The following is a 13,774-nucleotide window of genomic DNA, read 5'->3' as shown; positions in this document are numbered from 1 at the left end:
AGCAGATGTATCCGGATCTACTTTTTTTGTAGTCAGAAAAAGAGTGTTAAGATGATAAAATAAAAACAGCCTCATGATTTGAGGCTGCCTGCTGTTTACTTATTGACAATTACCATTAATTGGATTTACAAAATAATCTTTATCCTGAGGTGGCTTTACAAAATAGGATGTTCCATAGGTGTTTCCAGGTTTAAAAAAATCGGTGGAAACGACCTGAGCGCCGCTGCTGAATGCTTCTTTAGCACGGGTGAGGTCATTTACTTTTGCTTCATAAGTTTCAATATCTGCCCTGGTTCGAACAATAAATCCTTGTTTTACCATCTCCTGAATTTCTTTTTGACGGACAATAGCATTATCTCTCAAAATAAAAGCGGCAAAACTATCTTCAGGTTCACTTTCCATAAACATCAGTCTCTTTTCCAAGGAGCCATCTATTAAATATGGATTGTCTTTAGTGGATTTTGTTCCTGCACTTCCCGGTAATAACATCAGGATAAATTTACCTCTGCTGTTCTCTGCTTTAGGCCAATTATTATGAACTACTGCTTCACGCAATGTTTTAAATTTACCCTGTATCTCTTTAGGAGTAATCAATTTATCTTTGCCTAAATATTGTGAGATTTCCTGATCCAGATCATCGTATGCTTTTTTAGTAAAAGGCAGAACCTGAGTGCTGTTAGGGAAAATTGGAAACCCTGAATCTTTAGCTTCAACCATAATAAAAATCGTGGAATGCTGGGGATGTTTGTCAGACCATTCACGCAGTTCCAATAAAGCGTCTTTTAATGTAGGGTAGTGGGATCTGAAATCAATGTCTGCCATATGCAGGACTTTAAACCCGGGTTTATCCAATCCTTTAGTATTGTGAGGAGCAAGATCATTTACTCCTTTTTCCTTCAGCACGCGATAAGATGCAGGATTATTAAAACGATTACCATCCGGATCATAATAAACATCCAGCTCCAATCCACGCAGGTTAGCGTTTAATTGTTGTGTAAAATCAGGATGATCGTAGTTAAGGGCTTCATTAAAATCCATACCGTTAGGATGATATTCCTGAAATTTAGCTTTTTGTTCGGCAGACATTCCAGAGTCATATTTTTTCATTAAGTTTTTAATAATAGGCGCTGCAAGATCCAGCACTTTTGGATCAACGGGTTCCGCATAAGAGTTGTGAGTTCCTACTACCTGTAGTTGATTGATTTTAATATTCCGGCACTTTTCCTGCGCGTTTATTAATGCAACTGCAGCCATTGCTGCGGAGCAAATATATTTTTTCATAAAGTTGAAGTTTATTGTGTGATTAAAAATTAAAGTTTATACCAAGTTGACCTCTGATCCCTGAATAAGAAATGTTTTCAACTCTGGATTTTATTCCCATATAATAGCGATTGGGTTCGTTGAAAATATTATTCAATTCTACAAACAGTCTGATATTTTTATTGATACTATATGAGGTAGAAGCATCAACAGTGAAATTTTTGTCAAAGTGCTGATAATGATCCGGACCTGCAGCCGTTCTTATTTCACTTACATAATCACCTTTATAATTTCCTGCTAATCGAAGCATGAACTTACTGGTTTCATAGAATAGTATCGTATTAAAGATATGCTTCGCCTGGTTTGGAATTGTGGTTTTCATCGTTCCGGTTTGTTTGCCATTTTCATATACGGGCATTTTCATTTCCGACGCGATATAGGTATAGTTTCCTTCGAAACCAATATTCTTCAGAAATCCGGGTAAATTTTCTAAACGTTTAGAAATTCCTACTTCAAAACCATATAGCTTTGCACCTTCTAAATTCTTAGGAGTTGTGAATGTATAAGGAAGTCCATTCACACTTACAATAGACTGATCCTTGTAGATCAAATCAGTAATATCTTTATAGAAAGCTCCGGCCGTGATCAGATCCAGCTTTCCAAAATAATTTTCGAACATCAGATCAAAATTATTAGAGAACGTAGGATTTAGCTGAGTGTTTCCCTGGGTTACTGTATTGGCAAGGTCATTAACGATAGTTCCAGGGTTCAGATCATTGAAATCAGGTCTTGCAAAAGATCTTGTATATGCAGCTCTTACGATTTGATTCTTAGTAAGATTCCATTTCATATTAACCATAGGAAGAAATACATTGTATTTTTTACCATCTTTAATATCTTCTACTTTAGATCCTTTGTTATCTGAAATTACCTTTTTACCGAAGAAAGAGATATTATTATATTCATTTCTTACTCCACCCAGGAACTGTAAATTTTCATTTATTTTCCAGGTTCCCATCAGATAGGCTGCCCAAACATTTTCCTGTCCCCGATAAGAGCTTGTTACATTAGAATTACTGTTTTTTCCGCTTACCTGTGAGAGACCCAGATTATTTTGAGTATCACTGTTGTAGAACTGATCAATTTGCCCGTTGGTGATCTGATTAATAATAACAGAATTATATGGATTACCAATAGGATTCATAAAACCTCCATTAAATGGAAAAGCTATTTGCTCAAATTGATTCATATAACTTACCAGAGCTCCTGGAACTCCCAATGCTGATTTGGGCATCCATACCAATACAGCAGCATCTACAACCTTTTCCTTATTATCGAATTTGGTTCCGAATTGGAGCTTGAAATTTTCTGCTACATTATATTTCAGGTCGACTTGCCCACGAAGGTCGGTTTCACTGTTCCTGTTTTGACTGAGAATAACCTGATTGAGCTTCAGCTGATTTCCCGATATAGGATTTTGATTATAGGGTAAGGTGTAGCCGTTTGGATCACCAACACCATTTGGGGCATCCATGGCAAAATATTTCCTGCCATCAGAAGCCAGATTTCCATAAGTCATTGGTTGTAAAAAGTTGACGATAGGATAGCCTCTCTCATGTTCTTCCAATTGCTTGGGAGAGTTAAATTTAAAAGCCGATCTTGCTTTGGATAAAGACCAGTCTATTTCTAAACGTTGACCGACCTGATGGTTTCCACCAAACTGCATAGAATATAAATCGGTAAGATAATCAGCATGTCTGGCTTGTAAAGTCACATTTTTATTATCAAAATTAAAATAAGTTTCTCTTACAGATTGTCCATCTTTATACTGACTATACAAGCCCTTGAAGTATAATTTGTTTTTACTGTTGATGTCATAATCCATCGCATAGTTGAAACCTAATGTTCTTCTGTTTGCAACGTAATCACGTAACTGCAGTTGATTGATAGAATAAGAGGATACAGGATCTGTAAGTCCATAGTTAAAAATATTACGCATTTGATCTATGGCTCCGGATCGTTCCCATATAACGGCAGAGGAAATAAATTTCAGTTTATCTGTAATTTTGTTTCCATAGACAATAGAGGAGTTAAAAGTAGGGGATTTGGACATATTGACGTACCCGGTAGATGTACTGATAGCCAATGTTTCTTTATTTGGGGATGTTTTTGTAATAAAATCTACATTTCCACCTATGGCATCCCCATCAAGATCGGGAGTTAAGGCTTTTGATAAACGTACATTCTGTATCAATTCTGAGGGGAAAATATCCATCTGAACCCCTCTGTTGGCATTGTCACCACTCGCGCTGGGCATTCTGTTTCCATTTAATGTAGAAGCTGTCCATTGTACAGGAGTTCCACGAACGGCAACAAAACGTCCTTCTCCCATATCTCTCTCAATTGAAACACCCTGCATTCGTTGTACCGCATCAGCGGCATTACGGTCTGGAAGTTTACCAATAGCGTCTGCACTTAAAACCTCCGTAATGGTATTGGAATTCCTCTTCATCGTAATAGCTCTTGCCTGGGATGCTTTGTATACACTGGCTACCACGACCTCCTGAATACTATTTTCCTTTATTTTCTTTTCACCTATTTTGATAGGCCCGAAATCTATCGGTTTTTTATCTGCTATTGTAAAATCCAGATAGGCATTTTCATAACCGGTATATTCCACTACAAGTCTATAACTTCCATCAGGAATATTACTTAAAGTAAATGATCCATCTGTATTGGAAGTTATTTTCTCAGCTTTATTTTCCAGATAGATTAAAGCATTAGGCAGATTTCCCTGATTATCTACAACCACACCATGTACCGATGTTTGGGCAATGGCAAAACCTCCCAGTAAAAAGCATGCTGCAGTTGTTAAAAAAAATCTTCTTCGTAACATTTTATAAATTTTTTGCAAAGATGATTTCTCGTGAAAAAAGCGGAGTTCATTTAAATTTAAGCAAACCTGTACAGAAGAACTTGTATTTTATGTGTTTGATTATTAGTTGTTTGTGAATATTAAGTTATAGTAACATTAGCTTTTACTAGAACGCATACTCGGTTGGAAGGCAGTTGAATTCCTTTTTGAAATATTTGTAAAAAGTAGATTTAGACTTGAAGCCACACTGGTAAGCGAGATCTGTAACATTGGCATCAGGTTCTTCTTCCAACATACGTTTGAACCGTAATACCCTGTTTCGATTGGTGTATTCATGGAAATTGGAAGTCAGATACTGGTTAAAAGTAATGGTAAGATCCGTTCTGGAAACAGATAAATGCCGGGCAAGATGATCTAATGTAAAGGTATCTTCCAGATATTCCTGACTTTCGCTATAAAATTCTTCTATACGGATTTTTATTTTTTCAAAATCTATTTTAGATAAGTCTTTATACTGGTATTTTTCCTTAATGACAACCTCTACAACAGGTTGCTGCATATTTTTTTTGAGCTGCTCCTGGTGCGTTAAAACATAAACGTACAAAATCCAGGCAAACTGAACCAGGAATAAAAGGGTATATATTTTTTGAAACAAGAGAATGTCAAAACCAAATTTAAAACTGCACCAAAATGCTAACATGCTTGCTAAGATAAAAGACAGAAATAAACGAAATTGTTTAAATAAAGGATTTTGAATCTTATTCTGATATTTATACAATAGGAAAATACAAATGATAAGACTACATGCCCAATAATGAATGTAATAGTTAACGAAATAGGTTTTGTAGAAATGAATAATAGCATCCGCCTCTTGGTACCCAAACAACTTAGCCGATAAAGCAAAAGTATGAAGCAGAACGATCATAGAGAAAGGGTACAGTAAATACTTTAACTTATCACGCCATTTGAATTCTATAAAATTAAAAGTAATATATAAAAATATTAAGCCTTTAAAGATCCTTAAGCTTCCAGGGATTTCATAAAGAATAGATTCATAACCAAACCTATTTATAATGAAGTACTCATAACCCATATCCAATATGACAGTTACAATATATAGCAGTAGCATATTGAGGAAAGATTTTCTGTTTTGAGCCAGAAAAAGTAAAACGGCAAGCGTAATAATTGCCTGCAGAATGACAACCATTATAATGTACAACATAAACAATTAGATCTGGTCAAAAGTATTAATAAAGAAGAAGTCTATTTTTAACACATCATTAAATTATTAATAAACCTTTATTTTTTTTAATTACTATAAAATTTTAATACCTGATCCTAAGAAACGGTAAGAGAAAATCTTTGATTGAAAAATAATCTCCATTTTGGATGATTTCCTTAAAATATGATTAAATATTTCCCTACTTACTTATTTCATTTGTAATAAAAATTAACTTTGAAATGTCTAATAGATAGACAACCTGCTTATCTGAAATGAAAATATTTGCATTTTTTGATTTTAAATAATACGGATATCCCAATAAATCTTTAGGCTTGGTCTTGTACTGGTATTTTTGGAAGAATGAAATTTATTAAGGGCAACTAAGAATATCGAAGTCGAATTAAAAGTAAGATTAAACTAAAACTCAAAATGAAAAGAACAACTTTATTAATATTCTCTATTGTGACCGTATATTTTTGTTCAACAAACCAAAAATTAAATCCCGAAAATTCTTTTGAAAGAGATCTTAATAAAGTGGCTGACAGTATCAAGGTGAATGATATAGTGGTTAAAAATATTTTCAAGTATCAGATACTGGCGCATCGTAATGATTCTTTTGATGAAAGGATGATCGTTGACAAAGTATACAAATCCCATCAAAAACTTTGGGATAGTTGCTATGCTGTGATTTTTGGTGAAAAAAATGCTGGCTTATATAATAATCCTGAAGGTATGATACAATGGAATAAAACGTTGTATCCAAAACATAAAGCTGAATTTGATAGTAAGACACAGAAACTTTTAAAACTGAATCTCAACCGGATATTAACAACAAATCTAAAAAAGTTCAGCCAGATGGTACCATATCAACCTAAAGCTACCATAAGTATACTTTTTACACCATTTACAGGAATCGGTTTCGGTGGCTGTAAGGCTGATCAGTTTGCACTTGAACTGAATAATGACAGTACAGATCCTGAATTTACATTGGAAAAAGGTTTACCACATGAGCTCAACCATCTTGTTTATGAAAAGTTCAGGAACCACGACATTAACAAAAATTCTGCATTAAGCCAAACAATTGATGAAGGTTTTGCATGTTATTTTACCTGGATATTTTTTGAAGGTAAAATGGAAAGATATCATGCTGTAGAAAATATGTCACAGGAAAATTGGTCCTGGTATCTTAAAAATGAAAAAAAGATCTTTATGAGCGTGAAACCCTATTTTTCAGATACTTCAGGAGATAATCCATTATTGCAGAATGATAAGAAAAAACTTTTCCCACAAGCTCCAAAGACCTTGAATTATTGGTTAGGATTCAGAATCGTAGAAAAATATGTAGAGAAACACGGAACGAATTCCTGGAAAGATATTTATAAGCTTACCCCAAAAGAGGTATTAGATAAAAGTGGTTATGAAAATTATATTAATTCTTTATAAAATATATTGATTGTTAGAATAATGTAAAAACGCATCCAAAAGATGCGTTTTACTGTTACTGATTTTTTTTCAACTATTAAAAATAAATACATCCGCATCCGGTTTCCCATTCTTGGCAAAAACGTTTTGGTTCATGACATCCTCCTCCAGGTCCACCACCTACTTTAGGACTTTTGTAACATACATCTCCACTACAATAGGTGTTATAACCAGGACCCGCTGGAGGGCAAACCCCATCAAGGCAAAATGCATAAGCAGTATCTCCACCACTGATTAATACTAAATCTCTTCTCGTTAGTTTCTTTAAATTTTTCATATTACTAAGTTTTAATTTATTGATTACTAATGTAATAAAAATTATTTAATACACGTTGTTGTGATTAAATAAGCGCATATTAAACTAATTTGAAGATTACAAAACTGTTTTATGACTCAAATGTGCTGGAGAGAAGCCATACTGTTTTTTGAAAACATAAGAGAAGTGGGAGAGATCTTCGAAACCGAGATCGATATAAATTTCTGTAGGTTTTTTATGTTCTTTATCCAGCAAAAAATAAGCTTCCTGCAAACGTTTATTCATTAACCATTTACCCGGAGGCATATTGAAGATGGTTTTAAATTCACGTTTAAAAGTAGATAAACTCCGTCCCGTCATAAAAGCAAAACGTTCCAGACTGATGTTGAATTTAAAATTATGGTTCATAAAAGATTCCAGATCGATTTTATAAGGAACATTAAAATTGAAAAAGATATTTTTCAATTCAGGATTGTTTTTTAATAAGATCATTAATAGTTCCTCTCTTTTAATATCAACAAAAATACTGTCCAACTGCTCAGTCCCGTTATAATATGGTTCTAATGAGTGGATAAAATTTTTAATCAGTTTATCTTCATTAATGAACAGGAAAGAGTCATTGTTTTCTGTTGGTTCTACAGAGTAGGGGTGACGTTCCAGAAATTTTCTTAAAAATGTTTCGTCAAAAGATATAATTACTTTCTCAAAGACTCCATCTTCCTTATGCTTTGTATACCGTACCAGATGATTTTTCCTTGCAATACAATAGTCTCCCGGTTTCATAGTGTAGTGTTTATAACCGTCATATGAAATCATGGAGCCCTTCAGTAAAAATAGAAAGAAATGCTCCGGGATGAATTGTTCCGGTGATATCTCAGGACCGAGGTAGCAGGATTGTATGTTGTTAAATTTCAATGTACTATTTCTTTTGATATAACAAATTTATGCTTTTACCTTTAAACTGTCTGCACTCGCTAATAGTGCCTCTTCTCTGCTTTTGGGAATCCAGTGTAATATTGTTTTTGCCTTTTCATTAGAAATTTCTTTATAAAAATCCCTTCCGATAGGACTCAGATCCTGAATTCTTGAAGAATACTCTGGTCTTTTTGCTTTAATAAGTTGTGCCACATCATAAAATGCCATTACTCCTTCAGAAGTAGCAATGAACCTTTCTCCTGCAGCATTCGGATGGAGCATTGCTTTGATATGAATATCTGCAACATCTCTGACATCAACTACTCCCATCGTAAAGTTTGGATTGTAATTGGTTGTCCCATCAATAATTCCTGCAACGGCAATATCCAATGACGCGGAAGAAATTCCCCCTACAATTGGACCAAAAATCCCGACAGGATTAATAACGGTTAACTCCATACCATTACCTTCTTTTTCAATAAATTCCCAGGCGGTTTTTTCAGCTACGGTCTTTGATTTGATATACGGTGGAAGATCTGCATCTACATCTGTCCAGTCCTTTTCCGTGAAAATATGTCCTTTCGTGTCATTACTGTAGCCCACTGCCGCAAAAGATGAGGTAAGTACTACTCTTTTTACGCCTGCACCACGGGAAGCTTTTAATACACGTAAAGCGCCATCTCTGGCGGGAATGATCAGTTCATTTTCGTCTTTCGGATCCTGAGCAGGGAAGGGAGATGCCACATGAAGCACATAATCACAACCTTTTACAGCTTCATCCCAATTACGATCACTTGTAAGATCTGTTTCATAAAATGAAAGGAGCGTGAAATCTGTAATTCCACCTTCTTCTAATGCTTTCAATACAACATCTTTTTTAGCAAGCGAACGGATTGTTGTTTTTACTTTATATCCCTGCTGTAATAATTGGAGGATGGTATGTATTCCTACGAATCCTGTCCCACCTGTTACTAATACTGTTTTTCTTGACTCTAAATTTTCCATAATTCTTTTAAATTTTATAAGACAAAGTTCCTTATAAATTAAACTGAAGATTTTGTTGTGGAGTTCAATTTTTGTTTGTTGTAGAGTTCAATTTAGAAGATAGAAAAGAAAAAAGCAATCAAAGCTTAATTGCCTTAATTGCTTTTGATGTATTAACCATTTAATTTACATTCGAGTTAAGTCAATTGTATAAAAGATTTCTTAGCTTCGCCCGAAATAACAGAGATTGTTTAATTATTGAATGTACTGAAAGCAGCTTCTGAACTTGCAAAGAAATTGTTATACAATAATTCAGTATTTCCAACACGTACTTCGTAAACATCATTCTGAAATGCTTTTATCAGATCTCCGGCTACTTCAGAAGCTGGGATGCCATTTTCACGACCACCAATTTCTACTGAAAATTCAGTGTTTACTAAAGGCGGCATTAATTCAAAAACTTTTACACTCGTGTCTTTTGCCAATTCATATCGTAGTAATCTTGTGTAAGAACGTAGAGCAGCTTTAGAATCTGAGTAAGTCGGTACATGAGATCCAGGAACAAATGCTACAATAGAAGAGACATTTACGATTGCAGCTTCATTCTGTTGTTTTAATAAAGGAAGCAATTTTTCTGTTAAGCGGATAGGTGCGAAGTAATTGGTTGTAAATTCCGCTAAAGCTTTGGTGTAGGTATCCGAAGAATCAGAAAGTGTATATGCATAAGCATTAGCTGCATTATTAATCAGGATATTTAATTCCCCAAAATTAGTTTTGATTTCCTCTACCAATCTGTTAACATCATTTTCATCTGTAATATCAGCCTGAATGGTGAAAACATTGTCTAAATCTTTAGCCGCAGCATCCAGCTTTTCCTTGTTTCTTCCTACAATGATAACTTTGTTTGATGGGTTCAATGCTTTTGCAATTTCTAAACCGATTCCTGATCCTCCTCCTGTAATAAGGATAGTGTTGTTTGTAATGTTCATAACTTTTGTTTTAAATATATTAAATTTTATTATTGTACTATTTGGTACAAAATTGTTTAAAAAAAATTTATTCGAGTATTTTTAAATTCATTTCAATAAGGGAGCGAAATATTTTGGGTGAATCTTCCATGCGTCTGGTCACATGAAGTCCATTCCACAAATTAGTAAGATGCCAGGCTAAAATTTCGGCCTCTTCATTATTTTTTATTTGCCCGGTGGATTGTGCTTTTCTAATTGCTTCTGCAAATACCTGCTGTAAATTTTTAAGAAAACCAACAGAGATCCGTTTTACCTCATTGTCTTTTTCAGAGAGTTGTACCAAAGCATTTCCAAGGTAACATCCACGTTCTTCATCGCAATTGTGTGCTTCAGCTAATTTCAAAAAGAATTGCTTGATGAATTCAATTTGATTATCTGATTTGGAAAGTTGTTCTAGAAAACTGTTATTAAAACCTTCCGCAAACTGTTCAATAGAACGAATATACAATTCACGTTTTCCACCTTTAAAAGCAAGATAGAAACTTCCTTTTCCTATACCCATCGCATTCAGTAGCTCATCCGCAGAAGCAGTATCATAGCCTTTATCTTTGAAAACATGAATCGCTTTCTCAATAGCCTGATGTTCGTCGAATATTTTAGGTCTCCCTGCCATGGTTTCTCTATTTTGATGAAACAAAGGTATGTAATTGTACCATTCGGTACAAAATAAAATTTACAATATCTTTAATTGATTTTGTCGATTGAATTTAATTTTCCCAGTTGTTTATTTTTACCCCATACAATATAAATGGAGATGAGAAGAAAGAATATATTGATTCCGATCTGTGAGATTTCTCCACGGGAAATGTGAAAAATTGAAGCTGAAATCATTAACAGAATTACTCCATAAGCCGCATATATTGTGAATCTAGTCTTTGGATTGATTAGATTTGGAAAAACAAGTCCGATCGCTGCTGTTGCATCAAAAATGCCGGTTATGATTACTAATCCTCTGTTTGCAGCAGTCCATGGCCACATTTTAGATAGTTCATCGATAGGTTGAAAGAGTTTCATTGAAGATGCCCAAATTAGAGATGTAGACAGGAAAATTTGTACGGTCCAGAGTGAGATATTTAAAATTTTTGATGCTTTCATTTTATAGTAATTCTTTAAAATTGATGAATCAAAATTACTTACTTTTGTTATCCGAAAATGCTTGCTTTCCAGGTGGATAGCGCTTTCTGATCGGAAAGTAATATAAAAATCAAAGACTTATGTTATCAAAAGGGGGATGTCCTAAAACCATGCTTTCTATCAAGGATGCTTTGGATGCTGTAGAAGGGAAATGGAAATTGCTTATTTTATTTTCTTTATCTGAAAAACCTAAAAGATTTAAAGAACTTTCAAAAGAAGTTATTGGAATAACAGATAAAATGCTATCCAAAGAACTGAAGCTTTTGGAAACGAATAAACTTATCGAAAGGGAAGCTTTTGATACAGTTCCACCAAAAGTGCAATATTCTATTACCGAACACGGTTTGTCCCTTGAAAAGGTGCTGGATGAATTACATTTTTGGGGACTGTCTCATCGGTCAAGAATTCTAAGCGAATGGTAGATGTTTTAAACTGCAGATTATTCGACATCAAAACTCATATATAAAGCCGTTTCTGTAGAATTATTATACAGCTTGGTATTGATTCCTGTTAAGGCAAATCCTGCCCGCTGATAGAATTTTATAGCAGGGTAGTTGGTGTTTTGAGTTTCCAGTTCCACTATTCTGCACTTTAAATTTCTGGCTTCTCTGTTTGCCTTTTTTAGAAGTTGCTTTCCGATATCCTGCCCTCTGAATTTTTCATCGATCAGAATATTTTCTATGTAATAGCTGTTATTCCATTCCCTGAATTCAGCGATCAGCCACCCTACTAATTCATCTTCTTCATAGGCTCCAAAAGAATGTCCCTGTTCTATTATTTCATTGAGTTCAGTAATATCATCAAGACTTGTTTCCCATATCTTTTTATACTGTTGTTTTTTCTCTCTCAACGAAAACTCAAAAGTATTATTCATTTCAATGGCGGAAACTACAAATATGGTATCTGTTTCATATCCATTAAATCCCCAATTGATCGTTGGATTAGATGGGAGTTTTTCCAGTTTTTTAATTTCTATCATGAAAGATTAATGTGAGATTTATTGGTTGGCAATATTATTTTCATAGAAATCAATAAATCTTTCAAGGAGATCATCAGGATTATTTCTATCAAATTGACCAAACCCTAAAGTCATTATATGTCCTGAGACAAATTGAGAAAATACAGAATTGAAATTTTCAATATAGGTTTCAGCATGCCCCTGCAACTCTATCTCAGCCTCGATCATTTTTGTCCAGTGAGGAGGGTTTTCCTCATTCTTCGAATAAGTAAGATAAGGAAATATAAAAGGAACAAATTTTTGATATTGTTGATGTTTATTGGGATCCAGACTATCATTTGGCCAGACCATGAATTGGTCTAAGCCTAAATTTTGTGATTCTACAACCATAGCAGTTTCATTATTGGCAATTTCTGCGATCGCCTTTTTTTCTTTAAGATAAATGGAAAACCAAGCGAGGTCCCATGCCGTTGCCCCTTTTTGATTGACAAGGTAATAGGGATGGAAAATAGAATCTATTGCAATGAAACCTTGATTGCCAACTGTATTTCTTATAATTTCGGACACCGCTTCTTTATCTGAAATTTGTTGCAGTGGATTACCATTGATAAATCCATAAATGTAATGAGAGTTCCAGTGAGAAGGATCGAATGAAGGTTCATTATCCTCCTCGTGATTAAGTTCTTGTGATAGCATTTTTGTGGTGTTAAATTATTATTAATATCTTATTTATCTAGACTTAAAATCTAATAAGAACATAGTTAACTGCTTTTTAAGTAAATTAAATTTTACTGTAAATTTTTACGTTTAAGCCCTAAAAATTCTAATAAATTAAATTTAGGATGGTAATATTCTTCATTATCATTAAAAACTGCAATTTCAACTTTATCCCTATCAGCTACTACAACTCCAGTATGATCTTTAAAATTTGAAGTAATTTTTTCAAATAAGTCAAGATTCAACATAACTTCAATGATTCTTTGTCCATCGGCAAAATCTTCATATATATTTACAGGTAAAGGATAGTATTTTGTAGAAGACTTTATAAATTGTATAAAAAAATAAGGATCTAAATCTCCAAATTCCATCCCAAACATAAAAGGAACTTCAATCTCTTGTTTTGTGTTAATATTTCCAAAATGACAATGAAAACCGTGAATGAAGTACTTCCAATCTCCTACTTTTCCCTTTTGTTCTTTTCCTTTAAAATGATTAAACATTATAGATGGAAATTTGTGATTAAATCTTATTTTTTTCTTGTGAGCGAACATGAAAACCAATTCTTCACCGAGCTTTCGGTAGTCCTTTGCACAGTTTTCAAAAAACACTTGATTTGCAATAATCTCTTCATCAGTAATCAACTTGACAATGTTGATTTCAGGTTCAATAGTATGAATAGCAATTTGAAAACCTGAAAGTTGCTTTCTTAAATCCTTTCCAACATTCTCTCTTAAACCCTGAATAGATTTGTCAAATAATATTTTAAGTTTTTTGTTTCGAGGAATATTTTTGATATAATCAATCGGTGGAAGCTTGTCAATTGATTGAACTTTGATTTCCTCTATTGTTCTTTCCAATAATTCTAAATATTTAATCTATCTCAAATTTAATCAAAATTTCACACTGCAAAACTTTCAAAACCCTTAAATTTGCTTTCAAT

At 33.8% G+C, this 13,774-nt stretch carries 14 protein-coding genes; 2 read left to right on the top strand and 12 right to left on the bottom strand.

Annotation, left to right across the window (positions count from 1 at the left end; all coding sequences use genetic code 11):
- Positions 1-99: 99 nt before the first annotated feature.
- From J7E44_RS18795 to J7E44_RS18785, 3 genes are all read right to left on the bottom strand, one after another.
- Positions 100-1,281, bottom strand: coding sequence for a phosphatidylinositol-specific phospholipase C domain-containing protein (locus J7E44_RS18795; RefSeq protein ID WP_214832445.1), 1,182 nt, complete (start codon positions 1,279-1,281; stop codon positions 100-102).
- A gap of 22 nt (positions 1,282-1,303) precedes the next feature.
- Positions 1,304-4,156: a TonB-dependent receptor gene (locus J7E44_RS18790; RefSeq protein ID WP_214832443.1), complete on the bottom strand. Its 2,853-nt coding sequence runs from the start codon at positions 4,154-4,156 to the stop codon at positions 1,304-1,306.
- Between the two features lie 145 nt (positions 4,157-4,301).
- Entirely contained in the window at positions 4,302-5,357 is a 1,056-nt protein-coding gene (locus J7E44_RS18785; protein ID WP_214832441.1) for an AraC family transcriptional regulator, read from the bottom strand.
- A gap of 429 nt (positions 5,358-5,786) precedes the next feature.
- Between J7E44_RS18785 and J7E44_RS18780 the strand changes: the two genes are divergently transcribed.
- Entirely contained in the window at positions 5,787-6,800 is a 1,014-nt protein-coding gene (locus J7E44_RS18780) for a DUF2268 domain-containing putative Zn-dependent protease (RefSeq protein ID WP_214832440.1), read from the top strand.
- 76 nt (positions 6,801-6,876) lie between these two features.
- Here J7E44_RS18780 and J7E44_RS18775 read toward each other — a convergent pair whose 3' ends face one another.
- From J7E44_RS18775 to J7E44_RS18750, 6 genes are all read right to left on the bottom strand, one after another.
- Positions 6,877-7,116 (bottom strand): hypothetical protein, encoded by a 240-nt coding sequence (locus J7E44_RS18775; RefSeq protein ID WP_214832438.1) that lies wholly within the window; start codon positions 7,114-7,116, stop codon positions 6,877-6,879.
- Between the two features lie 96 nt (positions 7,117-7,212).
- Positions 7,213-8,010: a helix-turn-helix transcriptional regulator gene (locus tag J7E44_RS18770; protein WP_214832436.1), complete on the bottom strand. Its 798-nt coding sequence runs from the start codon at positions 8,008-8,010 to the stop codon at positions 7,213-7,215.
- A 27-nt stretch (positions 8,011-8,037) separates the two neighbouring features.
- Positions 8,038-9,015, bottom strand: a complete 978-nt coding sequence (locus tag J7E44_RS18765) for an SDR family oxidoreductase (protein ID WP_214832434.1) — start codon at positions 9,013-9,015, stop codon at positions 8,038-8,040.
- A gap of 230 nt (positions 9,016-9,245) precedes the next feature.
- Complete coding sequence (locus J7E44_RS18760; RefSeq protein ID WP_214832431.1) at positions 9,246-9,983, bottom strand: SDR family oxidoreductase; 738 nt, start codon at positions 9,981-9,983, stop codon at positions 9,246-9,248.
- Positions 9,984-10,050: 67 nt separating this feature from the next.
- A complete protein-coding gene (locus J7E44_RS18755; protein WP_214832424.1) occupies positions 10,051-10,635 on the bottom strand; it encodes a TetR/AcrR family transcriptional regulator in 585 nt (194 codons plus the stop codon).
- A gap of 71 nt (positions 10,636-10,706) precedes the next feature.
- Entirely contained in the window at positions 10,707-11,117 is a 411-nt protein-coding gene (locus J7E44_RS18750) for a DoxX family protein (protein WP_214832422.1), read from the bottom strand.
- 119 nt (positions 11,118-11,236) lie between these two features.
- Here J7E44_RS18750 and J7E44_RS18745 point away from each other — a divergent pair, with 119 nt between their 5' ends.
- Positions 11,237-11,578 (top strand): winged helix-turn-helix transcriptional regulator, encoded by a 342-nt coding sequence (locus tag J7E44_RS18745; protein ID WP_214832419.1) that lies wholly within the window; start codon positions 11,237-11,239, stop codon positions 11,576-11,578.
- Between the two features lie 17 nt (positions 11,579-11,595).
- Here J7E44_RS18745 and J7E44_RS18740 read toward each other — a convergent pair whose 3' ends face one another.
- The 3 genes from J7E44_RS18740 to J7E44_RS18730 all read right to left on the bottom strand — a co-directional run bounded on the left by J7E44_RS18740 (position 11,596) and on the right by J7E44_RS18730 (position 13,691).
- Complete coding sequence (locus tag J7E44_RS18740; RefSeq protein ID WP_214832417.1) at positions 11,596-12,135, bottom strand: GNAT family N-acetyltransferase; 540 nt, start codon at positions 12,133-12,135, stop codon at positions 11,596-11,598.
- Positions 12,136-12,153: 18 nt separating this feature from the next.
- Positions 12,154-12,810, bottom strand: coding sequence for a hypothetical protein (locus tag J7E44_RS18735; protein ID WP_214832415.1), 657 nt, complete (start codon positions 12,808-12,810; stop codon positions 12,154-12,156).
- A gap of 92 nt (positions 12,811-12,902) precedes the next feature.
- A complete protein-coding gene (locus tag J7E44_RS18730) occupies positions 12,903-13,691 on the bottom strand; it encodes a DUF6896 domain-containing protein (protein ID WP_214832413.1) in 789 nt (262 codons plus the stop codon).
- Positions 13,692-13,774 lie beyond the last annotated feature (83 nt).

This window comes from Chryseobacterium sp. ISL-6, assembly GCF_018613715.1.
GTDB lineage: Bacteria > Bacteroidota > Bacteroidia > Flavobacteriales > Weeksellaceae > Chryseobacterium > Chryseobacterium paludis.
The sequence above is the reverse complement of the archived record's forward strand: the minus strand, read 5'-3'. Positions and strand labels throughout refer to the sequence as shown.

What these genes read in the sequence shown, in the direction of transcription:
- J7E44_RS18795 (WP_214832445.1), bottom strand. Translation starts at nt 1,281, where the DNA reads ATGAAAAAATATATTTGCTCCGCAGCAATGGCTGCAGTTGCATTAATA.
- J7E44_RS18790 (WP_214832443.1), bottom strand. Translation starts at nt 4,156, where the DNA reads ATGTTACGAAGAAGATTTTTTTTAACAACTGCAGCATGCTTTTTACTG.
- J7E44_RS18785 (WP_214832441.1), bottom strand. Translation starts at nt 5,357, where the DNA reads ATGTTGTACATTATAATGGTTGTCATTCTGCAGGCAATTATTACGCTT.
- J7E44_RS18780 (WP_214832440.1), top strand. Translation starts at nt 5,787, where the DNA reads ATGAAAAGAACAACTTTATTAATATTCTCTATTGTGACCGTATATTTT.
- J7E44_RS18775 (WP_214832438.1), bottom strand. Translation starts at nt 7,116, where the DNA reads ATGAAAAATTTAAAGAAACTAACGAGAAGAGATTTAGTATTAATCAGT.
- J7E44_RS18765 (WP_214832434.1), bottom strand. Translation starts at nt 9,015, where the DNA reads ATGGAAAATTTAGAGTCAAGAAAAACAGTATTAGTAACAGGTGGGACA.
- J7E44_RS18760 (WP_214832431.1), bottom strand. Translation starts at nt 9,983, where the DNA reads ATGAACATTACAAACAACACTATCCTTATTACAGGAGGAGGATCAGGA.
- J7E44_RS18755 (WP_214832424.1), bottom strand. Translation starts at nt 10,635, where the DNA reads ATGGCAGGGAGACCTAAAATATTCGACGAACATCAGGCTATTGAGAAA.
- J7E44_RS18750 (WP_214832422.1), bottom strand. Translation starts at nt 11,117, where the DNA reads ATGAAAGCATCAAAAATTTTAAATATCTCACTCTGGACCGTACAAATT.
- J7E44_RS18745 (WP_214832419.1), top strand. Translation starts at nt 11,237, where the DNA reads ATGTTATCAAAAGGGGGATGTCCTAAAACCATGCTTTCTATCAAGGAT.
- J7E44_RS18740 (WP_214832417.1), bottom strand. Translation starts at nt 12,135, where the DNA reads ATGATAGAAATTAAAAAACTGGAAAAACTCCCATCTAATCCAACGATC.
- J7E44_RS18735 (WP_214832415.1), bottom strand. Translation starts at nt 12,810, where the DNA reads ATGCTATCACAAGAACTTAATCACGAGGAGGATAATGAACCTTCATTC.